The sequence below is a fragment of the Paenibacillus amylolyticus genome (assembly GCF_047302515.1).
In the GTDB taxonomy this organism is placed as follows: Bacteria; Bacillota; Bacilli; order Paenibacillales; family Paenibacillaceae; genus Paenibacillus; species Paenibacillus amylolyticus_G.
This window is the reverse complement of record NZ_CP168019.1, coordinates 3,703,007-3,728,802: the sequence shown is the minus strand read 5'-3', so window position 1 is coordinate 3,728,802 and position 25,796 is coordinate 3,703,007. Positions and strand designations below refer to the sequence as shown.

The 25,796-nt window shown below is 46.8% G+C and carries 25 protein-coding genes; 17 read left to right on the top strand and 8 right to left on the bottom strand.

What is annotated here, in order from left to right; genetic code table 11:
* The first annotated feature begins 159 nt into the window (after positions 1-159).
* The 4 genes from ACDJ59_RS15980 (at position 160) to ACDJ59_RS15965 (ending at position 2,512) form a co-directional block, all read left to right on the top strand.
* A complete protein-coding gene (locus tag ACDJ59_RS15980) occupies positions 160-1,371 on the top strand; it encodes a M14 family metallopeptidase (RefSeq protein ID WP_413404102.1) in 1,212 nt (403 codons plus the stop codon).
* 195 nt (positions 1,372-1,566) lie between these two features.
* Positions 1,567-1,824, top strand: a complete 258-nt coding sequence (locus ACDJ59_RS15975; RefSeq protein ID WP_413404100.1) for a hypothetical protein — start codon at positions 1,567-1,569, stop codon at positions 1,822-1,824.
* A gap of 142 nt (positions 1,825-1,966) precedes the next feature.
* On the top strand, positions 1,967-2,269 hold the full coding sequence (locus tag ACDJ59_RS15970) for a heme biosynthesis protein HemY (protein WP_017689422.1): 303 nt from the start codon (positions 1,967-1,969) through the stop codon (positions 2,267-2,269).
* A gap of 21 nt (positions 2,270-2,290) precedes the next feature.
* The gene (locus tag ACDJ59_RS15965) at positions 2,291-2,512 is read left to right on the top strand and encodes a DUF1450 domain-containing protein (protein WP_091032287.1); all 222 of its coding nucleotides are present in this window, start codon (positions 2,291-2,293) and stop codon (positions 2,510-2,512) included.
* 101 nt (positions 2,513-2,613) lie between these two features.
* Here the strand turns inward: ACDJ59_RS15965 and ACDJ59_RS15960 are convergent, their stop codons facing one another.
* Positions 2,614-3,012, bottom strand: coding sequence for a hypothetical protein (locus tag ACDJ59_RS15960; protein WP_413404097.1), 399 nt, complete (start codon positions 3,010-3,012; stop codon positions 2,614-2,616).
* Positions 3,013-3,161: 149 nt separating this feature from the next.
* Here ACDJ59_RS15960 and ACDJ59_RS15955 point away from each other — a divergent pair, with 149 nt between their 5' ends.
* Both ACDJ59_RS15955 and ACDJ59_RS15950 read left to right on the top strand, forming a co-directional pair.
* Positions 3,162-3,443 carry a hypothetical protein gene (locus ACDJ59_RS15955; RefSeq protein ID WP_413404095.1) on the top strand — a complete coding sequence of 94 codons (282 nt, stop codon included), beginning with the start codon at positions 3,162-3,164 and terminating at the stop codon, positions 3,441-3,443.
* Between the two features lie 174 nt (positions 3,444-3,617).
* Entirely contained in the window at positions 3,618-4,448 is an 831-nt protein-coding gene (locus ACDJ59_RS15950) for an aldo/keto reductase (protein ID WP_036670089.1), read from the top strand.
* Between the two features lie 296 nt (positions 4,449-4,744).
* Here ACDJ59_RS15950 and ACDJ59_RS15945 read toward each other — a convergent pair whose 3' ends face one another.
* From ACDJ59_RS15945 to ACDJ59_RS15930, 4 genes are all read right to left on the bottom strand, one after another.
* Positions 4,745-5,470 (bottom strand): DsbA family protein, encoded by a 726-nt coding sequence (locus tag ACDJ59_RS15945; RefSeq protein WP_413404093.1) that lies wholly within the window; start codon positions 5,468-5,470, stop codon positions 4,745-4,747.
* 82 nt (positions 5,471-5,552) lie between these two features.
* Positions 5,553-5,981 carry a cytidine deaminase gene (locus ACDJ59_RS15940; RefSeq protein WP_413404091.1) on the bottom strand — a complete coding sequence of 143 codons (429 nt, stop codon included), beginning with the start codon at positions 5,979-5,981 and terminating at the stop codon, positions 5,553-5,555.
* A gap of 76 nt (positions 5,982-6,057) precedes the next feature.
* Positions 6,058-8,058 (bottom strand): LTA synthase family protein, encoded by a 2,001-nt coding sequence (locus ACDJ59_RS15935; protein WP_413404089.1) that lies wholly within the window; start codon positions 8,056-8,058, stop codon positions 6,058-6,060.
* Positions 8,059-8,272: 214 nt separating this feature from the next.
* On the bottom strand, positions 8,273-9,427 hold the full coding sequence (locus tag ACDJ59_RS15930) for a THUMP domain-containing class I SAM-dependent RNA methyltransferase (RefSeq protein ID WP_413409838.1): 1,155 nt from the start codon (positions 9,425-9,427) through the stop codon (positions 8,273-8,275).
* Between the two features lie 239 nt (positions 9,428-9,666).
* On the opposite strand from ACDJ59_RS15930, the gene ACDJ59_RS15925 reads away from it, so the two are divergent.
* A complete protein-coding gene (locus ACDJ59_RS15925; RefSeq protein ID WP_413404087.1) occupies positions 9,667-10,299 on the top strand; it encodes an O-methyltransferase in 633 nt (210 codons plus the stop codon).
* Between the two features lie 510 nt (positions 10,300-10,809).
* Here the strand turns inward: ACDJ59_RS15925 and ACDJ59_RS15920 are convergent.
* Positions 10,810-12,021 (bottom strand): asparaginase, encoded by a 1,212-nt coding sequence (locus ACDJ59_RS15920; RefSeq protein WP_100529287.1) that lies wholly within the window; start codon positions 12,019-12,021, stop codon positions 10,810-10,812.
* Between the two features lie 486 nt (positions 12,022-12,507).
* Between ACDJ59_RS15920 and ACDJ59_RS15915 the strand changes: the two genes are divergently transcribed.
* Entirely contained in the window at positions 12,508-13,710 is a 1,203-nt protein-coding gene (locus ACDJ59_RS15915; RefSeq protein WP_413404085.1) for a cytochrome P450, read from the top strand.
* Between the two features lie 111 nt (positions 13,711-13,821).
* Here ACDJ59_RS15915 and ACDJ59_RS15910 read toward each other — a convergent pair whose 3' ends face one another.
* Positions 13,822-15,033 carry an MFS transporter gene (locus ACDJ59_RS15910; protein ID WP_036670103.1) on the bottom strand — a complete coding sequence of 404 codons (1,212 nt, stop codon included), beginning with the start codon at positions 15,031-15,033 and terminating at the stop codon, positions 13,822-13,824.
* Positions 15,034-15,238: 205 nt separating this feature from the next.
* Between ACDJ59_RS15910 and hemE the strand changes: the two genes are divergently transcribed.
* The 6 genes from hemE (at position 15,239) to ACDJ59_RS15880 (ending at position 21,734) form a co-directional block, all read left to right on the top strand.
* Positions 15,239-16,303: a uroporphyrinogen decarboxylase gene (gene hemE, locus ACDJ59_RS15905; RefSeq protein ID WP_036609707.1), complete on the top strand. Its 1,065-nt coding sequence runs from the start codon at positions 15,239-15,241 to the stop codon at positions 16,301-16,303.
* On the top strand, positions 16,296-17,246 hold the full coding sequence (gene hemH, locus ACDJ59_RS15900; protein WP_036609705.1) for a ferrochelatase: 951 nt from the start codon (positions 16,296-16,298) through the stop codon (positions 17,244-17,246). Before hemE ends, hemH begins: the two co-directional genes overlap by 8 nt.
* Positions 17,246-18,670, top strand: a complete 1,425-nt coding sequence (gene hemY, locus ACDJ59_RS15895; RefSeq protein ID WP_413404082.1) for a protoporphyrinogen oxidase — start codon at positions 17,246-17,248, stop codon at positions 18,668-18,670. Before hemH ends, hemY begins: the two co-directional genes overlap by 1 nt.
* Positions 18,671-18,855: 185 nt before the next feature.
* On the top strand, positions 18,856-20,277 hold the full coding sequence (locus ACDJ59_RS15890) for a CapA family protein (protein ID WP_413404080.1): 1,422 nt from the start codon (positions 18,856-18,858) through the stop codon (positions 20,275-20,277).
* A 24-nt stretch (positions 20,278-20,301) separates the two neighbouring features.
* Positions 20,302-21,054, top strand: coding sequence for a glycerophosphodiester phosphodiesterase (locus tag ACDJ59_RS15885; RefSeq protein WP_091032254.1), 753 nt, complete (start codon positions 20,302-20,304; stop codon positions 21,052-21,054).
* A 47-nt stretch (positions 21,055-21,101) separates the two neighbouring features.
* Positions 21,102-21,734, top strand: a complete 633-nt coding sequence (locus tag ACDJ59_RS15880; protein ID WP_413404077.1) for a fumarylacetoacetate hydrolase family protein — start codon at positions 21,102-21,104, stop codon at positions 21,732-21,734.
* A gap of 122 nt (positions 21,735-21,856) precedes the next feature.
* Here ACDJ59_RS15880 and ACDJ59_RS15875 read toward each other — a convergent pair whose 3' ends face one another.
* Positions 21,857-22,264: a hypothetical protein gene (locus ACDJ59_RS15875; RefSeq protein ID WP_353882778.1), complete on the bottom strand. Its 408-nt coding sequence runs from the start codon at positions 22,262-22,264 to the stop codon at positions 21,857-21,859.
* Between the two features lie 386 nt (positions 22,265-22,650).
* Here ACDJ59_RS15875 and ACDJ59_RS15870 point away from each other — a divergent pair, with 386 nt between their 5' ends.
* From ACDJ59_RS15870 to ACDJ59_RS15860, 3 genes are read left to right on the top strand one after another with little or no spacing between them, the layout of a single operon-like run.
* Positions 22,651-23,208: a MarR family winged helix-turn-helix transcriptional regulator gene (locus tag ACDJ59_RS15870; RefSeq protein WP_413404074.1), complete on the top strand. Its 558-nt coding sequence runs from the start codon at positions 22,651-22,653 to the stop codon at positions 23,206-23,208.
* 58 nt (positions 23,209-23,266) lie between these two features.
* Positions 23,267-24,715 carry an aryl-sulfate sulfotransferase gene (locus tag ACDJ59_RS15865; RefSeq protein ID WP_413404072.1) on the top strand — a complete coding sequence of 483 codons (1,449 nt, stop codon included), beginning with the start codon at positions 23,267-23,269 and terminating at the stop codon, positions 24,713-24,715.
* Positions 24,716-24,754: 39 nt separating this feature from the next.
* Positions 24,755-25,783, top strand: a complete 1,029-nt coding sequence (locus ACDJ59_RS15860) for an ABC transporter substrate-binding protein (protein WP_413404070.1) — start codon at positions 24,755-24,757, stop codon at positions 25,781-25,783.
* The last annotated feature ends 13 nt before the right edge of the window (positions 25,784-25,796 follow it).

Below are 25,796 nucleotides of genomic sequence, written 5' to 3'. Positions count from 1 at the left end.
TGAAGTTCCGGGATTTTTTGTCGTCATTATGCATTAACCGGAGATAAACATGATTCTTGTCACATGACGGACAACCTGACCTGCATACATATATTACAGACACGAAATTGGTCAGAACTGGACAGGAGACCTGTCTTTTCCTGTGGAAAGGAGAACAACATGGATCTACAGTGGATTATTGTTCAGCGGGGAGATACGTTGCTGCGAATTGCGTCAGCACACCATATGACCAAAGAGTTCCTTGCTGCACTGAACCCGGAAGTGGCTTCCCAGCCATACTTGCTGGCAGGTCAGATGCTGCGTATTGTCCCCGGGACAGGTCGCAGATACGCTGTACCGCCTGGAGAACGTGTAGGGGAGATTGCAGGGAGATTTGGTCTGGACGAAGAGGTGTTGCGCCAGGCCAATCCCGAAATTACCAATATAACCGACTGGGTTGGTCGCTGTATTCATATTCCGGCTTCGAATGGAAAAACTATTGTAAAGATTCAGGGAGAGTATGGTTATCGAGAATTAATCAGGGATATAGACAAGCTGGAGAATCAATACCCGTTTATTGAAACGGGGTCCATTGGAACAAGTGTCATGGGGAAGTCGCTGCCTTATTTGCGTATTGGGCAAGGGTCGAGACATATCCATGTTAACGCTTCCGTTCATGCGAATGAGTGGTTGACAACAGCAGTTTTGATGAAGTTTATCGAAGAGTATGCCGAGGCGTATAGTGCGCATAGGACATGGCATCAATACCAGACAGAACGCTGGATGCAAGAGACGACACTCTGGGCCGTGCCGATGGTTAATCCGGACGGGGTCGAACTGGTTCAGGAAGGTGTGGTCAATCAGCATCCACATGCACAGCAGTTGTTAGCCTGGAATGCGGACAGATCACATTTCACCCATTGGAAGGCCAACATCAGAGGGGTGGATCTGAATGATCAATTTCCAGCCCATTGGGATGAAGAAGCAGCGAGAAGAGGTGTGACCTCACCTGGCCCCAGGGATTATGCAGGGACAGCTCCATTGACAGAACCGGAGGCACAGGCCCTTGCGCAGTGGACGCAGCAACATACATTTGATGCGGTTGTATCCCTGCATAGTCAGGGCCAGGAGATCTATTGGAACTACCGTGATCTGGAACCGAGAGAGAGTGGACCGCTGTCGCGTAGACTCGCCAAAGCTTCCGGCTACAAGGCGGTGAAGCTCGGTGGCAGTGATGCCGGATACAAGGACTGGTTTATTCAAGATTTCGGTAGACCGGGCTTCACGGTAGAAGTTGGATTGGGTGTTAACCCGCTTCCCGTAGAACAGTTTGATGATATCTGTATCGAAGTGGGAATGTTGCTGGCTGAACTGTTATCCAATGGACAATGAGGCAAGACCCCGAATTATGATGTGTGAAACTTAACAGAAGATCATTCGTATAACAGGAACGGACGCTATGAGCGACGTTCCGTTTTTATTAATTTTTATAATGGCATGTCACGTCATTCGTTCTGAATGGTTTTCGAACGGGTAATGATGGATGTGCCATTTCGGCGACATATATAATTATACGGAGGGATTCAAATGAAGTGGAGAAGTCTGCTGTCGTTCAAACGATGGACACAAGTTTTCAAAAGGCTCCCCCGGCTGCTCCGGGCTCCGCAGATTCCTTTGGGAGAAAAGCTGTTGTTTATTATTCCAGCGCTGTTGTACTGGGTACTTCCTGACGTAATGCCGTTTATGCCCATTGATGATATCGGGGTCACTTTGATTCTGATGAACTGGTTTGTAAGCCGGGCAGAACGTAAATATCCTGTGCTTCAAGAGGGGGCGCCTTCTTAATTTGCGGCCCAATGGATCATTTTAACATTGAATTCGCATCAATGTTATTGCGAAGAGCGGTAACTTTCTTTACAATAGATGCTGTAGTTTAAGAATGCTGAAATTGTGAAAACCTGCAATTACAATATAGGAGATGAAGAGAATGAACTGCAAAATTACGCGTAATGCTGCTAAAGTATTGAAGCTTGAATTGGACAAGCCGGAGAACGAAGGGAAAAACCTGCGCGTTGTCATCACACATGCACATGGTGACCATGCTCACTACGGGCTTGATATCGACACACCAAAAGAAAATGATACGGTTGTATCTACCGATAAAGAGATTGATGTCATTCTTGCGAATGATCAGCCTTTGTTGAACGGTGTAAAAATTGATTACCTCTACTTCCCGGAAGAGGGATTCGTTATTACGAATCCGTCCCAAGGTAATCACGGCGACCACTAAGGGCGCGAAGAAGGGGAACTCATGGCTAACGATATCCGCGTATGCGAAAAGTGTAATCATGTCCGACTGAAATCGATTGTGCCCAAGTTGCAAAAAATGGCTCCAGACACGGAGATCAAGATTGGGTGCAAATCCTATTGCGGTCCTTGCGCGAAACGTGCGTTTGTCTTTATCAACGGTCGGTACATCAGTGCGCCGACAGAAGAAGAAGTGCTCGTCAAAGTCGCAAAGTTCGTGAAGTAACAGGATATAACAAGGTGAGTGGAGAAAACTGTCCACACATCAGAAAGGAGGGGCTACGTGCCTCTCCTTTTTTTGCGTTTGGGTAGCAGTGAAAGGATGTGTTACTCCATAGCACCTTTGACCATTTCATAAATTTCGAAGGCATCTTCTCTAATTTCAATAGCAATGACTGTAGTATCCTTTTTCAGAAAATGTACATGCCCCATTCGTTCTTCCTCCAATTCGACCCAACCTGTATCCGCTAACTTCTGAAAATAATCCAATGGCGGGTAGAGTCCTTGCTCCCCTCCAATATGTTTCAATTCATACATCACGCCTTCTTTAATGTTTCGATTGCCTGAATCAGTTATGATTTTAATGAGCTTCGCATTGCTTGGGACTGGGATGTCTGGGTTCATGGATGACGCTGTATATCCTTCTATCTCGTATGTTGCAGGAGCGCAGCCTTGTACCCAAATGAGGAAGGGCAGCATACAGAGTGTCAGTAATATTTTCTTCAAATGAATTCCTCCCGACTCACATGATTATCTAATAAACGTAGTCAAATCAACTAAAGTTACGATAAAAACACAAAAGAAGAATAAGGAAGGCTTGTGTTATCCATCCTAAAGGGGTAACAGGAACATGATAATCCCAAGGAGGAATACTCATGCCGAAGCGTTATGATTCCAGTTTGCAAGCCGATACCACCGTATCTCAGGCGCAAAATGCGGTGAACAAGCTTCATTATGCTGTATCTCAGGCCCTGTCTCATCCGACGGCACAGACCATTGTACAGGCGGAACGTCGTCTGGCACATACGGAGCAAGCGATGCGACAAGCTGAGCTTTCACTCGGAGGGCAAGGTGTTGAGTTGGCAGAGGAAATGTTCATCGAGGAGAAGAGAAGATTGAATTCAATCCAGAGTCAGCACGGCCAAGGGGATTTATAACGTTCCTGTCACACCAGAACCCGCAGGACAGTAATGCTTTGCGGGTTTTTCATATCTTTTGCAAAGGCTCTCCATCCATGGGTTTACTCCGACAGTATGTCGAATAGTCGCTTAAAATTCTGTGAGAAGGTTAATAGAACAAGAGCAGGCAAAATTCCATACGGGAGGTACAGAATGACAAAACATATTACAGATTGTACGATTCTGAACAACGGAGTAACGATGCCATGGCTAGGATTTGGAACATATAAAGCAAAAGGTAAGGAAGTACAACAGGCGGTTGAGACCGCTTTGGAGGTTGGATATCGCAGTATTGATACCGCGTCCATCTATGGCAATGAGGAAGAAGTGGGACAAGCTATTGCAAGCAGTGGTGTTGCCCGTAACGAACTGTTTGTGACGACGAAGCTCTGGAACGAAGATCAGGGATTTGACTCAACGTTGAGAGCATTTGAAGCCAGTCAGAAGGCGCTTGGACTGAATGTGATTGATCTTTACTTAATTCACTGGCCTGGCAGAGACCAGTATAAGGAGACGTGGAGAGCATTCGAACGTCTATATAGCGAAGGAAGCATCCGTGCGATTGGTGTGAGTAATTTTCAAGTACACCATTTGCAAGATATCATAGATGAGGGCGGAACGGTGCCTGCGGTAAATCAGGTAGAGCTACATCCAGGTCTGATCCAGCAGGAACTTCAGGATTTCTGTGGGGCGCAGGGAATTCAGTTGGAGGCATGGAGTCCTATTATGAAAGGCAAGCTGAACCAAGAGTCTACCCTCAAAGCGCTGGCCCAGAAATATGGGAAAACGCCAGCACAGATCATTCTGCGCTGGGACATTCAGAATCAGATTGTGACGATTCCGAAGTCGGTTACCCCGGAGCGTATTCGTGAGAATGCGGACATCTTTGACTTTGAATTGACACCGGATGAGTTGAGACAAATTGATGCACTTGATTCCGATAAGCGGACGGGGCCACATCCGGATCAACTGTTCTGGGATTAAGTGGGTAGACGCTAATTGAATTATGTGTTTGATGATAAGTTAGTGGAGGTTCCGGTCACGGATCGTTCTTTCGATCGCTGTTGTCTCCAAATTTTTTGATTCCTCGTTTCAGAGGATAAAATTCGGAGACAAAGGCGAACGCTCCGCTTCTTCAGAATCGATTCCGTCCCCTCCACAGTAACTGTTCATCAAACACAAATATATACAATGAGCTTGAGTGGTGTGTAGCATATAAAAAAAAGCAGCAGGCTCAGGGGATACTCCCTGAGCCTGCTGCTTTTTGTGTGTGAATTGGCTTAATTTTTTTTCGGGACTTCGCATCCGTCATCTGTGCAGATGCCACTGCCGTCTGTTTCTGTTGTGTTGGATTCAACCATTGTGAATGGGGAACGCTCGTCCCATGCTTTTTGAATGGCATCCAGGAACACCTCGTCAGGCTGAGCGCCCGATACGGCGAACTTGCGGTCGAATACAAAGAACGGTACACCGCGGATGCCGAGTTGCTCGCCTTCCGCTTGGTCAGCGCGGACATTGTCGGTGAATTGATCACTGGACAGCACTGCCGTAGCTGCATTTCGATCCAAGCCGATTTCTTCTGCTAACTGAGCCAACACTTCAGGGTCGCCGGAGTGTTTACCTTCAATAAATACAGCTTGGAATATCCGTTCACTCAGTTCAAGCGCTTTGCCTTGTGTATCTGCCCAGTGTGTCAAGCGGTGAGCTGAGAAGGAGTTCGTAGGGATCATGGCATCGATATTGTATTCCAGTCCTGCCGTACGAGCGTTGGCATTCATCTGGGCATTCATACCTTTGGCCTGTTCCACGCTCATATTATATTTGGCAGCCAGGTATTCCGAATTGGTTTTGCCTGGGTTCAATGCAGCGTTTGGATCAAGCTCGAAGCTTTTGAATTGCAGCTTCACTTCATCACGGTGTGGGAACTGTTCCAGTACATTCTCCAGGCGGCGTTTACCGATATAACAGAAAGGGCACAGAAAATCAGACCATATCTCAATATTCATTTTATTAAAACCTCCATCATCCATTTAGTTGAAACCAATATGGTTACAATTATAAAGCCACTTTCTATAATTCGCAAGGAGATTACTTTTTATCCCGATATGCTTTGGACCAATGGTATGGTTGGATCTCATCCAGTCTTTTGAAAACCAACTGACCAGAAGGATCGTATACTGCAGCTTTAACTTCTTCACCCCAGTAAAATAATCGTTCTTGGCACACGCCGCAAGGTGTAAGGACCTTGAATTCTGAGTGCTCATCATCACGAGCGATACAGAGGGAGTGGGTGACGCGTTCTTTCAATTTGTGGGCTTCCAGATAAGCTCCTGTTTCCATACACAGATGCGTGGCATCGTTGATGACCTCTGGAGCTACACTAATCAGCAGGGAGCCAGCTTCGGTATAGACGGCACCCGCGCCGCCCCATCCCTGAGGATAACGTTGCTTCACAAATTTTGCGGCTGCGTCGAACAATTGTTGTTCAATATTAAATGGTCCTGTGTGTGATGTCATGTAATGAGAGTTCCCCTTTTTTAAATCCAGTTCAATTCATTTCGTGTTTTTGTTTAGCTTGTCATTACGATATCGCTCATTGTGGTGTTGCTGTTGAACTATCTTCCTCTCGAAAGCGCTGAATCAAATCATAAGTAATGACCGTGTCCGAGACATGTAATCGCTTGGCTGCTTCATCATGACCGGGGCGGCAAGCATTGATGTCTGTTTTGTCACGTGTCGACAGGTCATAACAAGCGCCATTCTCATAGATATAGTCATCCGATGGAATGTAGAATACAGAACCATCCGAGAATGCACCATTACGCAGCACAACCGTACGTGAAGACCCGTCGTATACGTCGTTACCCATATGATAATAGGACTGGTCGGACACGCCGAGCAGATGCAATACGGATGGCGTGATGTCCAGTTGTCCCGAAGGTTCGTCCATGGTTCCGGCAGCTGCTCCGTCCGGTAAATGCACGAGCAGGGGAACCTCGTTCATGATCTGTGCCATATCCAGTTCGTTCAGCGAACGTCCCAGGAACTGTTCGTATTGTGACTGTTCCTTAATCGAGTTGTCGTGGTCTCCGTAGAACATAAAAATGGTATTTTCCCATAATCCCCGATTTTTCAGATCCTCGACCATCTTGCCGAGTGCCGAATCCACGTAATGAACGGATTGCAGATAATTTCCGAACATTGTTCCCTGGAACTCGCCTACATCTAGCTGCTGTTTCTCTTTAGGCAGGGCATATGGATGGTGACTGCTGAGTGTAATGAGGAAGGAATAGAACGGTTCAGTCACATCACTACTCATTTTCTCAACGGATTGGCGGAAAAAGGATTCATCAGACAGGGACCAGCCAAGTGGGTCATCCTGTGCAAAATCATTTTTACTATAAAACTTGTCGTACTTCATGTTCTGATACATCGTATACCGATTCCAGAATCCACTCTCATAAGCGTGAAATACGTTGGTGCTGTACCCGTTATCCTTCAGGATGGAAGGAAGGGAATCATACGTATGGTCTGCATAGCGTACAAACGCTGATCCAACCGGAAGTGGATGCAGGGAAATGTTTGCGCCAAAATCGGCATCTGACGTTCTGCCCTGACCGGTCTGGTGATAAAAGTGACTATAATACTGACTTTCCTTCATCAGTTCATTAAAATGCGGTGTGATCTCCTGACCACCAATGCTCTGGCCGATCATGAAGTTCATAAAAGCCTCACCTTGAACAATGATGACATTGCTGTCTTTATATTTGCCAAACAAGGCATCATTCTGCGGGGCAGCTTCTTGCCTTTCAGCAAAGAACGCTTTTGCTTGCTCAACATCAGCGGGATCAGCCTGCGGCCCGGAGCCGATGTGGTCTTTGGCATAGTTGTACAGATCATAACCGTGAAAAGCGAGCAGTCCGGTCACATTATACATGGATACATTCCACCAGTTGTTATCGAACAGGCCTTTGGCCCATGTTTTGCTGTAGAAATAAATCGGGCCAACCGCGAGGCCAAGTCCCAGCACAAGGGCGATGCTGCCAGCCGTGAGACGGCGGCGCAACCGTGCCTTGCCATCGTTATACAAATAACTCCCGTAACCAGTAACAGACGTACTGGAGTGCTTCGAACGGTAACGTCTGCTGAACAGTACGATAGCTGCGAACGGAATGACGACAAGCCAGTCGGCAAAGAACCAGAGATCACTTGTGTAGATCAGTGTAGCGATGCTGTCACCCAATGCGTCGACTTGTCTCGCCTGCAACAATACCGGGATGGTCAAGAAATCCTGGAAATAGCGATAATACACCATATCGGCGTAGATTAGTGCGGTAAGCAGCAGGTTAAGTACGGCGAGAGACAAGATCATGCCTCTACGTGGCAGCAACCAGGTCCAGAAGGACAAGAGTAGTAAAGACCCAATAGCGATGACTTTATCCAGCAGTCCCATCGTAATGTTATAAGCGTGAAGATTGTGATGGAGCCACATGAGTTTGAGCAGCATGAGCACAAGAAAAATAAGATATAACGTTAATGGATGATTTAGAAGCCCGCGTGGCATGGCGCTGCGCGTAGGCCGAGTGACAACCATATGTATGTCCCCCTTGCTTTTGTTGTTTTGTAATCGGAGTGTAAAATAGGGCTCCATCCATTATAGCGTGGCCTCATGTGTTTTCAACTATGCCTCAGGGAGAATTGAATCTTGTCCAGCCGAAGACCGAAGTCGGTGAATTCATATGACCAGAAAAGCGCACAAAAAAAGCGCCCCGGCCATAGATGGCAGGAGCACTTTAGATTCGAAATAATTATGAAGATTGTGGTGTTTTATTTCGTGGGGGCAGTGGGCCCAAATACTGATAGTACTGGGTTTCAATTCGTCCGTTGAACAACTTGCGACGTTTGTCTGCCTTATGACCGAAATACTCCTCAAAAGCTTTGGTTGACGTGATTGCAAAAAAGGACCATGTTGGCATGTCGAGGTAACTGCGCCCTAATGAGCGGAGCAACTTCTGAACTTCTTTTTCTTCACTCAAACGTTCACCATATGGGGGATTGGTAATGATGACACCATATTGACCCTGTGGTCTTGCGCGATGAGCGGGCAGGACGCTGACTTCAATATCTTTGGCAAAGCCAGCACTTTTGATCGCTGCCATAGCAACTTCAATCGCTTCAGGATCAATATCGCTACCTGAAATTTGTAACGGGACATCGTCACGTACAGCATCGAATGCTTCTTCGCGCGCCTGTTCCCACAATTCTTCAGGAATGACAGCCCAGTCCTCAGAGTTGAAGGTCCGACGAAGTCCTGGTGCAATGTTCCAGCCGATCATAGCGGCTTCGATCAGCATTGTGCCTGATCCACAGCACGGGTCATAGAATGGGCGGGATACATTCCAGCGGCTGAGCTGAATAAGAGCAGCAGCAAGTGTTTCTTTGAGTGGCGCTTCGGTGACGAGTTTACGATAACCCCGTTTATGCAGACCTGGTCCCGTTGTATCTAAAGTAAGCAGGGCGCGATCGTTCAGTAGAATAACCTCAATCACATAACGAGACCCATCCTCTGGGAACCACTCTGTGTCATAAGTCAGCTTCAGTTTCTCTACGATTGCTTTTTTCACGATCCCTTGTGATGCAGGCACGCTGCTTAACTGGGATTTTTGAGAACGACCCTCTACAGGGAATTCGCCGTCGGCAGGAATCCACTCTTCCCAAGGCAACGCTTTGGTGCCTTCAAACAATTCGTCGAAAGTCGTGGCAGGGAATTCACCCATTTTCACCAATACACGATCCGAACTTCTCAGCCACAGATTACAACGGCAAATATCAATATAATCTCCTGTGAAGAAAACCCGTCCATTGTCGATCGTAACATCTTCATACCCCAGTTGTTTCAGTTCCCGGGCAACAACAGCCTCGAGTCCCATCGCCGAGGTTGCGATCAATTGCAATTGAGCCATGTGATTCATTTCAACTCCATTTCAAGCTGGAGAAGGGAAATCCTTCTCTCTGCTGTATAGTAACGGTGCGGCCTTGCCGCTTTCCGTGAAAAAACTTACAATGAGAAATGCGGTGAACGTATGCACGCCTCTTTCGAAGTGATGCATCAGTCAACCGCCTGTGTTGATAACAAACATTTATTATAGAACATTGGCATCCATATGGAAAGCAGTCCAAGTGTCCAAGGAGGATTTTAGTGGTGAATCTGACCCCTGATGAATATGTAAATCAATTATTTCAAGAGGATGAGCTTTTGCTGAAAGTGAAAGAGGCCATCCGTTCGAACGGCATGCCGGAAGTTTCGGTTGCGGCGGCATATGGACGATTGCTCACGTTTCTAGCGAAGACATCCAAAGCAGAAGCTGCGCTCGAAATCGGCGTGCTGGGCGGTTACAGTGGGATCTGCATTGCGCGGGGCTTGCGGGAGAGTGGAACTCTCACTTCGCTGGAACTGAAAGAGGAATATGCGGCAATGGCGCGTGGTCATCTGGAGGAAGGCGGTTTTGGCGAAAAGGTGGAGTACCGCATTGGCCCGGCGGCAGACAGCCTGGAGGAATTGGAGCAGGAAGGTCGCACATTTGATTTCTTCTTTATTGACGCAGATAAGGAGAATTATCCGGTATATCTTGACTATGCCATTAAGCTGGCCCGGCCAGGTGCTGTCATCGTAGGTGATAATTGTTTCCTGCGTGGTCGTACGCTGAATCCGGACAAGCAGGGTCCGGCCGTACTGGCTGTTCGTCGCTTCAATGAACAGATGGCAAGTGACCCGCGTCTGGTGACGACGATGTTGCCGGATTACGATGGGCTGGTACTTGCCTGGGTGAAGTGAAGAACCCCTAATGATAAAACTCCGACGGAACACGATCTCACGCTTTTATGTTTGTGAGGGGGCGTGTTCCATCGGAGTTTTTTTAGTGTGAAAAATATTGATTGTTGAGAATGAGTTTTTATTGAGGTTTATCTAAAAATGAATTGATTTTTTAGTGAAGAAGAGATCATAACTAACTTTCAGTTATTTTATGGTAAGATTGTATATAAGAAGTTATAAATTTCTATATATGGAGGTGTTGAATTGAGACCTTTATTTATTTTTCTTTCTTTGCTTCTGATCTCAGGTTTCGTATTTCATTTTCTTAACGTATACACGCCCTTTTTAATACTGCCAGTTTATATTGTACTTATTGCAACCCTAGTTTTCTTTGTTGTTTATCTGTTCAGGTTTTATTTAACTAAAAAAATAATCATAAAATCTGAAAACACACAAAGAAGAGACGACACACCTTGAATCACAGGGAGTATCGTCTCTTCTTTGTCCAGATTTATAAAGGATGAGTTTGATTTATACTTCAGGTGTTCCGTACGTTTCAAACCATTTTTTGATGGTGTCAAAATCATCACTGAAGGACAGGCCCAGCATCAATAATACACGAGCTTGTTGTGGACTCAGGTTGTCGCCTGCAATGATACCTTTGCCGCCGCCATACACACTTCCTGAACCCGTCCGAGTGGTGGTCACAAAGATGACACCTTCTTCAATGGCTTTGGTACGAGCTTGTCCCATAGCTCGGGAGATGCCGCCAGCTCCGGTACCGGAAGTCACGATTCCTTTGGCACCGCTGCTCACAAATCCTTCGATGGCTCCGCCGCCAGCTTCTTGATATGAGATCGCAATTTCTACTTTTGCCAGATCTGCCTTTGTGATTTTACTTAGATCAAATACGGGCTTTGCTGTGCCTTCAGGTTTCAAGGCACGTGCAGGAGCGCGGTAGATTCGAATATTTTCTTCATCAATATATCCTACAGCGCCAAGCATCGGTGTTTCAAACGTATCTGTCCGATAATCATTTGTTTTGGTTACACCACGAGCAAGCTGGATTGTGTCATTCAACATAAGCACTGTGCCGAATGAAGTGGTACGACCACTACCTGCAAGCTTGATGGCGTTGTACAGATTGGCTTGAGCGTCAGAACCGATGACGGTCCATGGACGCATGGAGCCTGTGATCACGACAGGTTTGTCACTCTGAACAGTCATATCGAGGAAATAAGCGATTTCTTCCATTGTATCTGTACCCGTGGTAACGACAACACTGTCATACATTGCCAGAGCTTTGTCTACCGTCTGCGACAAGTCATAGAGGTCGGTCATGCTATAGGATCCTGAACCTGAGTTTCCGAATTGGAGCGTGCTAACATCAGCAATCTTCTGTTTATCCGGTAAGGCGTCTACCATCTCTCCAATGGGAAGTGTACCTGCCTTGTAATTCTGGAAGCTGGTGGCATCCTCGGATTGACCGGCAATCGTTCCGCCAGTTCCGATCACCAATACATTAGGAAGTGCAGATTGCTTGGAAGAGTCTGGTATTGCAGGGATGGAAGTATTGCGAGCGGGAGTAGTAGTTGCTGTCTGAACAGCACCTGTTGTGCCTTTCACCTCTACCGTAGCTGCGTGCGCGGCGTAGGTTCCAATGGGGGACAACGAGATGGTCAATGCTGTTAAAGCTGCGGTACTCCATACGGCCCAGGGACGAAGATTGGATGTTTTACTCATGAATAGCACTCTCCTTCAAGTAAGTGTGATGTTAAGTTTGTTAAGAAGAATATGTATACCATTTCAAATTTATTGTATTTCATGTTAAGTAATATGACAAATGCAGATAATGGTAGAGTAATCGATTACATTCGTAGATAAATAGAGTAAAATGATTGTTTATAAGGAATTATGAAAGATTATTCATTTTGATAGAGACAGAAAAGAAGCGGTTTTAGTAATTTTGAAGGAAAATAAACCCTTTTAATGTTAGTTAACATTACATAATGAGTCTTTTGTCCTGATAAAATGAAGCATTTTAATAAAAGAATGTCGAATTGGGACTCATATCAGAAGTAGGTAACAGAATGAGAGGATGATAGTAACGCATATTAGGTAATGGGGCTCAATTACGGTCTAAAGAGTGGTTTCGTTATAGAGTTATGTTTATAATAGGGGTGATCAACATATGTAAATAAATATATAATATTGATTGGAGGAGAAACGATGAAACAGGCACCGAGAAAGTATGCAAATTACATTCCGATTCGGGAACTGGAGACTTTGGAAGAGAGGTTATCTCCCTTCAAGGTGTATGCAGAACTTCGTGATAACACTCCAGTCCGCTATGATGAGCATCGAGAATGTTGGGATGTTTTTGGTTATGAAGATGTGAAGTACGTTCTGAAAAATCCGAAACTATTCTCTTCTGCACGTGATCGTGCCAATACGAGCATGTTGACGACAGACCCTCCCAAACACAAACAGCTACGTGATCTGGTGAATCAGGCGTTTACACCCAAGGCAATTGAAGCATTGGCTCCGCGTATTCAGGAAATCACAGATGAGTTAATTGCTCCACACCTGTCAGAAGGACATATGGAACTTATTGATGACCTTGCAACACCATTGCCCGTCATTGTCATTGCGGAATTGATCGGAGTCCCTGCGGCGGATCGTCAAAAGTTCAAAGACTGGTCTGATGTGTTGGTGAAAGGCGCACGCGATGATAGTGAGCAGGCCTTCCAGGAGTTATTGGAGGAGAAAAAAAGAAATATGCAGGAGCTGCATATCTATTTCACTGGCATTATGGAAGAACGTCGGTTGCAGCCAAAGGATGATCTGATCTCATTACTGCTAGCTGCGGAGATTGATGGTCAGCAATTGACTTCAGATGAAGTGGTAGGCTTCTGTATTCTCTTACTTGCTGCCGGTAATGAAACAACAACCAACCTGATTACCAATGCGGTTCGTATTCTGTCTGAACAACCCGAGCTACAACAGGAGTTGCGCGAACAGCCTGAACGGATTACTTCTGCGATTGAAGAGACGCTGAGATATTATCCGCCAATTGTCGCGATTGGGCGGGTCGCCAAGGAAACTGTAGAGTTGAATGGTCAGATGATTCAAGCTGGAGAGCAGGTGATTTCCTGGGTTGGAGCAGCTAATCGGGACAGTGCCCAATTTGAAAATCCGGAAGATTTCATCTCTGATCGCAAGCCGAACAGGCATATGGGCTTTGGTTTTGGCATTCATTTTTGTTTGGGCGCACCACTCGCTCGATTGGAGGCAAGGGTAGTTCTTCATACATTGCTTCAGCACATGGGAAACATTCAACTTGTGCCTGGAACGGCTCTGCAACCGATACAAAGTGCTTTTGTATTTGGCGTGAAACATTATCCGATACAATTCAATCTAATAAATAAATAATTAAATAAATGGCATATGAATGACAAAAGCCGCTCTCAGGCCAATTAGGCGCTGGAAGCGGCTTTTTCAAATGAAAAAGTAAGATGTACTCATTGAGAAATGGATAGGGAATCAGGATTCCCGAATAGAAGCAGGTTTGTTATACAATTTGAATCGGACCCAAACCATATTAAGCAGCAGCAGTCCGCCAGAGACGATAAACAGACCTTCGATCCCGATGAATCCTGCCATAAATCCTCCAATGATCGCTCCAAGCATGTTGCCCAGCGCCAGAGTACTCGTATTAAAACTGAATGCACGGCTGATCATGCTATCGGATGTGTAGGAACGGATCAGGGCATTAACGCTCGGAAGCAGGCCACCCATGAACACCCCCATCATGAAACGAACAAGAATGAGCTGCCACACGGTCTGAACAAATGCCTGCGGAATAAGCATGAGTCCTGTTCCTATGAGAGAGAACGTCAGCACCTTGTGAGGACCAATCCGGTCACTCAGCTTCCCGAGAATCGGAGACATGGCCATATTGGATAGTCCCGTAACTGCACCGACAAGTCCTGCCCAGAAGGCCACATTTACATCCGAAGCATGCAATTTTTGCACATACAGCGGCAAGAGTGACATGGGGCTAATCATCGCAAACTGCAACAGAAACGTCACAGCAAACAGTGCGGGCAGTTGAGGTGACTTGTTCAATTCCTTCAGACCGGATAATACGGATTGTGCCGGTAGTTTGGCTGCTTCTTGACGGTCAAACTTCTCTCTCACCAGGAACATGGCGAGCATGGAAGCAACAAAGATCAGTCCACCTGTAATGTAGAAAATGGGGCGGAAGCCTACCGCATCCGCTAACAAGCCACCAATGAGTGGACCCAGGATGGTGCCGGCAACCTGCCCGGACTGACTGATTCCCATGGCAAAACCCATGCGGTCTTTCGGAGTGGTACCCGATATCAGCGCAACAGCTGCAGGATTGAAACCGGAGATGGTACCGTTAAGCAAACGCAATAAGAGAAGCTGCCAAGGATTCTGTGCCAGACCCATAAGGGCAATTACGATGGCCATCCCGAATCCCGAACGCAGCAGCATAACTTTACGGCCATACTTGTCCGATAACTTGCCCCAGAGCGGTTGGAACAAAAATGAGGTGAGGAAATTGGCTGCAAAAATAAATCCCGCCCATATGCCAATTTCATGTTCGCCAACAACGCCCAGATCTCTTGCGAGATAAAGAGACAAAAATGGGGTAATCATGGTCATGCCCGAATTGACCAAAAATTGTCCGAACCAAAGCACAATGAGGTTTACTTTCCATGTTTTCAAAGTGCTTTCACTTCCTTTCAAAGATATTTCTGTAATTCTCAAAAAAAACACCATTCTTTCATTATAACATAATTGGCATATGAGGGATGGGTGTAAGGAATGTCATAGTATTGTCACGTAGAACGCATCTGCATGTGGTTGTTACGGCTGTTTAAAAAGGGCATAATGGTAATTATGAGTCCAAAAACTATTGGAGGCTTCTTACATGAGCTATAATGATCGACTGATTCGGGCAAGTTTCAAACAACAGGTAGACCGTGTCCCGGTATGGTACATGCGTCAAGCTGGACGTTACGATCCTGAATATCGCAAAATTAAAGAAAAGTACTCCTTGTTAGAAATCTGCAAACAACCCGAGCTGGCGGCTGAAGTTACACTCATGCCGGTACGCAAACTTGGTGTAGATGCGGCTATTTTGTATTCCGATATTATGAATCCGGTTGCCTCTCTGGGCATTGATTTTGACATTGTGAAAAATATTGGTCCAGTCATCGATAATCCTATTCGGTCCGCTGCAGATGTGGATCGGCTGCGTCCCATTGACGTAGAAGGAGATCTGTCACATATTCTGGAAACCATTCGAATTCTGGATAAGGAGCTTGATGTTCCTCTTATTACGTTTGCGGGCGCACCATTCACGATTGCGAGTTATCTGATTGAAGGACGACCTTCGAAAGGGTATATCCGCACCAAAACGATGATGTACAGCGAGCCTGAGGTGTGGCATAAGCTGATGCAGAAGCTTGGTGATATGGTTATTACATATGTCCGTGCGCATATTGCGAATGGCGGTAAGGCATTCCAGTTGTTTGACAGCTGGGTTGGAGCACTTTCTCCCAAAGACTTCAGAACATATGTGTTGCCTACGATTACCCGTATCTTTACCGAATTATCCGATTTGAATGTACCGAAGATTTATTTCCCTGGTGTTGCATCCGGTGAGTTGTTGCCAGCACTGCATAATCTGCAAGCCGATGTGATTGGACTGGACTGGAGAGTATCCATTTCGGAAGGGCGTCAACGTCTTGGCGGCAAATTTGCAGTACAGGGTAACCTGGACCCATATTTGCTGACTGCCCCGATGGAACTGATTAAAGAGCAAGCCAAAGTGATTATTGACGAAGGAATCAAGGAGCCGGGTTATATTTTCAACCTCGGACACGGATTATTTCCTGAAGCATCGCTAGAAAAGCTCAGAGAACTAACGGCGTATATTCATGAATATTCTGCCGAAGCAATGAAGAGTGGGGTGACGGTAACCAATGACTAATACTGTAGGTGTACTGGTGATGTCGTATGGCACACCGGAAAATATGGAGAGTGTTGAAGCGTATTACACACATATCCGCAGAGGACGTCCGCCTGAACCGGAGCAATTGAAAGAACTGACGGATCGTTATGAAGCCATTGTTGGCGGTGTTTTCCCACTTCGGGAGAACACAGACAATCAGGTCAAGGCCCTTCAAGAGACATTAAACCGCGATGAGCGTGGCACTGATGTGGAATTCCGTTGTTATCAAGGACTGAAGCATGCCTATCCGTTTATTGAGGATGGCGTGGAGCAGATGGCGAAGGATGGAATTCAGACAGCGATTGGTATTGTACTGGCTCCTCATTTTTCCACGATGAGTGTAGGCAGTTATATCAAACGTGCGCGTGAAAAAGCAGAAGAGCTGGGCGTTCATATGTCCTTTATTGAGAGTTATCATCTGCATCCGAAGTTAATTCAGGCGTTGTCCACACGTGTCAGTGCCAAGTTGGACGCGTTTGAGGAAGCTGGAGCAAAACGCGGAGATGTGAAGGTGTTGTTTAGTGCGCACAGTCTGCCGGCACGTATTGTGGAGATGGGTGATCCATACCCGCAACAATTGCTGGAGACTTCGGAAGTGATTGCATCACGTGTAGGCATAACCAATTGGCAATTTACGTGGCAGAGTGCCGGACGAACAGCTGAGCCTTGGCTTGGACCGGATATTCTGGATACGTTACAGGAGCTTTCTCGTGAACAGGTAGAGGATGTGCTTGTGGCACCAATCGGGTTTGTCTCGGATCATCTCGAAGTGCTCTATGATCTCGATATTGAGGCCAAATCGATTGCCAAAGAGATCGACATGCGCCTGATGCGTATTGATTCTCTAAATAGCGATCCTCTATACATGGAGACGTTAAGCGACGTTATTATAAGCCAATGGCAGCAAGGGTCGGATGAGTAATGGGTGATAAGAAACGCCGTGTTGTTGTCGTCGGCGGTGGCCTTACCGGCCTCAGCGCGGCATTTTATATCCGCAAGCATTACCGGGAAGCGGGCGTTGAACCCATGATTACTTTGGTCGAGAAAAGCTCGTCCATGGGAGGCATGATCGAGACACTGCACCGGGATGGATTTGTGATTGAAAAAGGGCCCGATTCTTTCCTGGCTCGCAAAACAGCAATGATTGACCTTGCCAAAGAATTGGAGATCGATCATGAATTGGTCAGTCAGAATCCGGAGTCAAAGAAAACGTATATCATGCAGCGTGGCAAGCTTCATCCTATGCCAGCAGGACTTGTTCTCGGTATTCCGACAGAACTAAGACCATTCTTGAGAAGTGGTCTGGTCTCTCCGGCAGGCAAACTGCGGGCGTTGATGGATTTTGTCATCCCGCCGCGTCGTACAACAGAGGATGAATCGCTCGGTTATATGATTGAACGCCGTCTTGGAGCAGAAGTGCTGGAGAACTTGACGGAACCACTGCTCGCGGGAATCTATGCAGGTGATATGCGGCGATTGAGCCTCCAGGCTACCTTCCCGCAGTTCGGAGAAGTAGAGCGCGATTACGGCAGCTTGATCCGGGGCATGATGACGGGTCGCAAACCGGCTGAGACGCATACCGGAACAAAACGGAGCGCTTTTCTGAACTTTCGTCAGGGACTTCAGAGCCTTGTTCATGCACTCGTCCATGAGTTGCAGGATGTGGATCAACGTCTGAACACTGCGGTGAAGTCGCTGCAACGCCTTGATGGAGCGCAGACCAGATACCGTGTTGAACTGGGTAATGGCGAAATGCTTGAAGCCGATGATGTAGTGGTTACTGTGCCAACATATGTTGCGTCGGAGCTGCTGAAGCCTCACGTGGACACAGCGGCACTGGATGCGATTAACTATGTGTCTGTAGCCAATGTAGTGCTCGCTTTTGAGAAAAAAGAGGTGGAGCATGTATTCGACGGATCGGGTTTCCTCGTTCCGCGGAAAGAGGGCCGTAATATTACGGCTTGCACGTGGACATCGACGAAATGGCTGCATACGAGCCCGGATGATAAGGTGCTGCTTCGCTGTTATGTTGGTCGCTCCGGTGACGAACAGAACGTAGAGCTTCCGGATGAAGCGCTGACGAATCTCGTTCTCAAGGATCTGAGAGAGACCATGGGTATCGAAGCGGTGCCGATCTTCTCCGAGATTACAAGGCTACGTAAATCCATGCCACAGTATCCGGTGGGACACCTCCAACATATTGCCGCCCTCCGTGAGGAGCTTGGCAGCAAATTACCGGGTGTGTACATTGCAGGTGCAGGTTATGAGGGCGTAGGCTTGCCTGATTGCATCAGACAAGCGAAGGAAATGTCTGTTCAGGCTACACAAGAGCTTGCAGCAGATTAAGTACAGCAAGAGAGCTGTCTCAAACGTAGAATTATCTACTGGAGAGATGGCTTTTTTTATGTGAAGATCTGGAAGCTAACTGAGTTCATACCCTTTCAATCGATACAGTTCCAAGGAATGATGGAAATCCAGAATATGCCTGATATAATGGTATGTATGGCTGTGAAGAAGAAGAGGAGTTGCTTATGTATCCCCCAAGATCAGAGCGAAGTGTAAAGAAGAAAAAAGGTAGTAAACGCACCCGCAATACAATCACAATCATCTGGACAGTTAATATTGTATTGATCATTGCAATTGGTCTGGTGGGCATTTTTTATGTCATTAATACACGTCAGCAACAGGCAGACCAGCCGGTGAAACAAGAAATCGTCGATCAGGATCAGCCTTCCATTGGAGACGATGCCAAAGGCGGGGATCAAGTAAGTTCTCCAGACTCGGAATCCGATGAGACTTCGGAAGAAGAGCCCAAAGCTACGGATGAAGAGACAACAGCGGATGCAGATAAGACATCTGGAGTAGCGACACCTGAAACTTCAAGCAATACCAATAGTGAGAAAACAGAATCCGGAACGAAAAAACCTGCGGCAGATTCGACACCGTCCGGTACCAAGGGAAATGCAGGTGTGGATCAGGAATCAGGGATGTCGAAACCTTCCAATTCAGCGAAGGATGTCACGATTAACTTTGTGGGTGATATTCAATTCTCGGGCAAAGTTGCTGAACTGCTGGATAAAAACGGTTATGATTATCCCTTTGCCAAACTCGGCAGATTATTCAAGGATGATGATCTTACCATCGGTAACCTGGAGACACCAATAACTCATGGTGGTACCAGTGCAGCTGATAAAACCTATGTGTACAAATCATCGCCCAAAGCATTGGCGGCAATGGCTTCAGCCGGTTTTGATGCTGTCAATTTGGCTAACAATCATATTCTGGATCAGGGCGTAGAGGGTTTGGTAGATACGTTAACTTATCTCAAGGAATATGGCATAGCTCACACCGGGGCAGGTATGAACAGGGATGAGGCCTATGCACCAGCATATCTGGAACGCAAAGGTATGAAGATTGCATTGCTTGGGTTCTCCCGAGTTGTACCGGAAACGAGTTGGAAGGCGGAAGGCAATCGGGCTGGCGTGGCTGAAGCTTATGATTCCACAGGAGCAGTCAAAGCGATCCAGGAGGCCCGTAAGAAGGCTGATCTGGTGATCGTGGTTGCACATTGGGGAGAGGAACGTGTAAGTACTCCGAATAGTGACCAGACCCGATTGGCTCATGAGTTTGTAGATGCTGGCGCTGATCTGGTCATAGGTGGTCATCCTCATGTGTTGCAAGGGTTGGAGTACTATAAGGGGAAGTGGATTGCATACAGTACGGGAAATTTCATTTTCTCCAGATCAACAACCGAAGAGACTTGGAAAACGGCGGTATTTCAGGCTCGCTGTAGTCAAGATGCAGCTTGCAGCATGAAAGTTATCCCTTATGAGGCCGGGCTAGGTCAGGCCATTCCAATGATTGATGAGGCGAACAAACTGCTGTTGGAACAGATGGCAAAGCTCTCCCCGGGTATTCGATATGATGGGAATGGAGTCGCTTCGCCTAATTAAAAACCTTTTTGAGGAGGGAATCGAATGAACAACCTTTGTGTAGCACACCGTGGATTTTCTTCTATTGCACCAGAGAATACGATGGCTGCATTCCTGATGGCCATGGAGCGGCCTGAAGTTCAGTGGATGGAGTTGGATGTGCAGTTGTCGCGTGATGGAGTGCCCGTGGTTATTCATGATTTTACAGTGGATCGCACGACGAATGGCAAGGGTCTGGTTCGGGAAACCGATTGGGCTGATCTGCAACGACTGGATGCCGGATCATGGAAAAATAAGTCTTACAAAGGCGAACGGATTCCGGCGCTAAGTGAATTGTTAGATCGCTCGTGCGGCAGAGTGCGTTTGAACATTGAACTGAAAACGCAGGGAGACATGTACCCGGGTCTGCCTGCGGCTGTTATACATGAAGTGAGAAAAAGACATATGCAAAATGATGTTGTGATCACCTCATTTGAACCAGCCGCTCTGATCGAAGTGAAGAAACTTGCACCGGAGATCCAGACGGGGCTAATTATCGATGCACGACCAGGTGATCTGTTAACCGCGTTGCGGCAGATGAATTGTACATTCCTCTCGATTGGATACACCAATGTAGACAAATCCTTAATGAACGAGATGCGGAGTGCAGGCATTCGGGTGATGGCTTGGACAGTGGATGACAAGACCATTATGAAGAAACTGGCGGCAGTTGATCCAGAACTCATGTTATGTACGAACCGTCCTGACGTATGGGAGCTGGCATTTCAGGAGACGAGCAGCCGATTTTTCAGACCGTAATTTACTCCATATACACTAATGAATCCAATAAAGGTGGTTATATACCCATGTTGACTAACATTCGCAATGTATACTGTGTAGGACGCAATTATAAACTTCATGCGGAAGAATTGGGTAACGCGGTTCCGGATGAGCCAATGATCTTTATGAAACCTTCCCATGCAGTCGTGCCCCTGAATGGTGAAACGCTTGAATTGCCTGCTACCAAGGGTGAAGTTCACTATGAAGCTGAATTGGTCGTGCAAATCGGGCGGAGTTATGAGCCAGGTATGGCGGTAGATGAGCTGGTGGATGCGTATGCGTTTGGTATTGATTTTACGTTACGTGACGTACAGACCGTGATTAAGAAAAAGGGCCACCCGTGGACAGCGGCCAAAGGGTTCAGAAATTCCGCTCCGGTTACTGCATTTCAGGCATTCCCGGGTGCGGCAGCATTACTGGAGAAAGATTTTACATTGACCAAAAATGGTGAGGAAGTCCAGCGTGGTAATATTCGTAACATGATCTTCAGTTTACAAGATATTGTGGATTATGTAGGTCATCATTACGGCCTGGGGCCGGGCGATGTCATTTTTACAGGGACACCAGAAGGTGTTGGACCAACACAAGCAGGAGATGTGCTCGAACTGGCATGGGACGGCGAATCCTTGGGTGCCTGCACGATTGGGGCAGCGCAATAAGGATTACACATCATACCTGCTTGAGATGAATAGGGTACAAGAAAGGGGCGTGAATACGCTCCTTTTTGCAGTGCTACCGTGGATATAGGTTTATACCTTCATCATACGGATACGCTACTAATTTACGCCAAGCTGTATGCTGTATTTGCGCTCTGTGTGACCAACTCTTCCAGTTCAGCTTGTTGTGCAGCATGTTGCTCCGAACTGATACTTCCATTTGCGAGCCGTTCATCCAACTGCTCTCTGAGCTGTCTTACTTGTATAGCAATGACCTCATCCAAATTCCCGTTGTTTTCTTCCGTAATCGTCCTCAGCGATTTGCCGTTGTACAGTTCCTGATACAGATCCACTTCTGAAGCCTGATTCAGAGCGTCGAGCAGCTCATCACTGCTTCCCTCACGAGTGTCCAAGTCAACGATGGACCATTTAGCAGTAGGTATGGGAGAGATGGCGGATTGGCCCCATGCTGTTCCAGCGAAGGACATGGTGACAATCATTGTGCCTATAATAATGACTCTTTTCATATTCATATGGATAATCCTCATTTCTGTAGTTGAGTACGAACTGAATCGTAGCTTGTCGTTGATGTAGTTGTAGATGTTTCGATCTGAGAACAGTGTAAACGGGAAACCTGAAGTGAAACTTAAAACAGGATAAGTAATTTCAAACCGGCGGGTAATGACTGTAAAAGTAGATCTATATTTTAATTCTCACTTGACAGGTTGGGTTAGTTGGTTATATGATAATCTCAATTATTTTAATACTCATTAAATGAATAGTGAACTAATTTGAACTGAAAACTGCATTGAGCTGATTGGACCACCAAAGGCTCCCGGGACTACTCCTCTAAGGAATGTCCTCGGGGGCCTTTTTTCGTATCTTTATTGAAGCTTCAAACGATCAAGGAGGTTATGAAATGAGTGATAGAGACTGGGAAGCGTTGGAGCGGACGGATTGGTTATTTCGCAAAATGGTCAGACGATTCGTCAAAGAGCGGGATCGCATCTCTGTAGAAGGTATCAGCCTGCCAGGCATGCTTATCCTGCACAAAATCATTCGTGAGGGAGAACAGCGGCTTGGAGATCTGGCAGAACAGTTGGACTTTACATCGGGTGCCATTACAGCTCTGACCGATAAGTTGGAGAAAAAGGGACTCACCATCCGCAGACGAAAGGAAGACGACCGCCGGACGGTTTTACTGGACATCACATCCAGCGGGCGGGAGATGTATGCGAGAAACAGCAACATCGGTGCCCGATGTATCACGCTTCTGTTTGAGGGTTTTACGAGTGAGGAACTGGAGCAGCAAAGTCAATTCTACGAGCGGGTAGTAGCGAATCTGGAGGGATTCTCGGACACGGTGCTGGAATTGGCGGAGAGCAACGGGATACAAGAACATGATCGGTCCTCCACAAGTGACCTTGAGCAGAAGCAGCGGGACAATACCGGGAAGAGGAACTATCTCAGTTATTGAGGTTGGGTCAATGTAACGACATTTGATATACCACAAACATTCTAGGGAGAGATGATCAATGGGACACTCAACAATATATCCAACTGGAGCGACGTTATACAATCCGGATAAGGCTTGGGGCGGTTATACCGTTTATCAGGCAGGTGAAGAAGGCGTAGTATTGATCGATATGAATGGCAAGGAGGTTCACCTGTGGAAAGGATTGTTAGGTTTTCCGGCCAAAATATTACCTGGCGGCTACGTGCTGGGCAGCACGGGTCGGAGAGATCCGAAGTTCGGTATTCAGGATAATGTCGATCTGGTCCAAGTGGATTGGGACGGCAACATTGTATGGAAATACAATAGCTACGAACACATCGAAGATCCGGGGTATGAGCCACTATGGTATGCCCGCCAGCATCATGATTATCAGCGTGAGGGAAATCCGGTAGGTTATTATGCACCTGGCCTTGCGCCAAAGACGAAGAGTGGCAAAACCCTTATTCTGGCTCACAAAAATGTGAGTAACCCGCAAATTTCAGATAAGCCATTGCTTGATGATGCCATTATCGAAGTGGATTGGGAAGGGAAGGTACTCTGGGAGTGGCTGCCTAACGAACATTTTGAAGAATTAGGTTTTGATGAAGCTGCACGAAATGTCCTGTTCCGTGATCCGAATACACGTTCTTTCGGTCATCTGGGTGGTGGTGTTGGTGACTGGTTACATATTAATTCTGCCTCTTATGTCGGACCCAACCGTTTCTATGAAGAAGGAGACGAACGGTTCCACCCCGACAATATTATCTGGGATGCCAGAGAGGCCAACATAATCGCCATTACAGACAGACAGAGTGGAAAGATCGTGTGGAGATTAGGGCCAGACTATACTTCACCTGAAGTGAAACACATCGGCACAATTATCGGACAGCATCATGCACATATCATTCCCCAAGGTCTACCAGGAGAAGGCAACTTGCTCGTATTCGACAACGGCGGCTGGGCAGGTTATGGCCTTCCCAATCCGGCTTCTCCATTTGGATTGAAACATGCGATTCGGGATCACTCCCGTGTATTGGAGATTAACCCGGTCACTCTGGAGATTGTCTGGCAGTATACATCGGCAGAAGCAGGTTTCTCGGTTCCGACTGATTCTTATAAATTTTATAGCCCATACATCAGTTCCGCCCAGCGTTTACCTAACGGCAACACCCTAATAACCGAGGGTTCCAATGGCAGATTGTTCGAAGTGACAGCGGAGCATGAGCTGGTCTGGGAGTATGTCTCCCCGTACACAGATGGGCGGAATACCAATATGGTCTATCGCTCATATCGAGTTCCTTATCAGTGGGTTCCACAGTTGGAAAAGCCGCAGGAAGTTGCCATCGAAGCCATTGATGTCTCCACCTACAGGGTCCAGGGAGCAGCACCCAAAGGTTCTGCATCCATCGTGAGCGTAGAGACAACTCTTCCATTTGTGGAGGGTGCAGCCTGTGTGGCAACGTCGGATGAAGGCAAGTCGGGCGGTTAAGCGTTAAGAATCATGACTAGATCGAATGGGGTGTATATTGTGAGAAAACCATCCATAGTAACCGGCATATTGATATTATTTCTGGCTACGGCACTCCTATTATCCGGATGCAGTTCAAACGCAGCAGGATCTGGAGCAAAAGACGCTACCGGCAAGAATACCGATAATGTAAAAATTCGAATCGCAGATACAAGTACGAACCCAACGTTCAGGGTAGCCATTGCCAAAGGTTTTTTTGAAAACCGGGGCATTGATGCAGAGAGTATTACGTTTGGCTCACCGGCTGAAGGTGTAAATGCACTATTTATCAAACAGGTTGATATTGCGTACGGTGCGGACTTCCCTGTATTAAATGCTTTGTCTAAAGGGGAATATTCAGTCATCGCTTCTGCAGGCCAGACTACGGATGAAGCGGCAGCCGCCTGGAAGCTGTATGCAAGGGAGAATATTCAGAGTGGAGCGGATTTGAAGGGCAAGAAAGTGAGTTTCATTCGAGGCACATTTATTCCATATCTATGGGATGAATATTTGAAAGATCAGGGGGTGGCGCTGAGTGATGTGACGCAAATTGGTCAGGGGGCTTTTGATGAAGCCTACATCGCACTGAAACAGGGAGACCTTGATGCCGCTTGGGTTATAGGTTCCGCGTTAACCGATAAATTCGATGCACTCGAAGGAGTACATCAGCTGACGGATATGTCTCAGACCCCTATACGCCTTGGTATGGGACTGGTATCAAGTAATGAATTCATCCAGGCAAACCCTGAAAAGATAAGTGAATTCCTTGCGGCGCTGGATGAAGCATCCACGTATGCCCAAGCGCATCCTGAAGAGGTTGCCGATCTGATGTATCAAGAGACCAAACAGCCTAAAGATGCTACGTTGAAAGACCTTCCGATCAATCCATGGGAAGTTGGATTTACGCAGGCTGCTTATGATAGTTTGGCAGGTCAGAAGCAATATATGGTGGACACCGGAATCATCGAACAGGATTTTGATCTCGACACCAAACTCGATCTGACTTCTCTCCAGCAGGCTTTGCCGGAAAAAGTGACATATAGTAAATAATTCTTATTGAAAT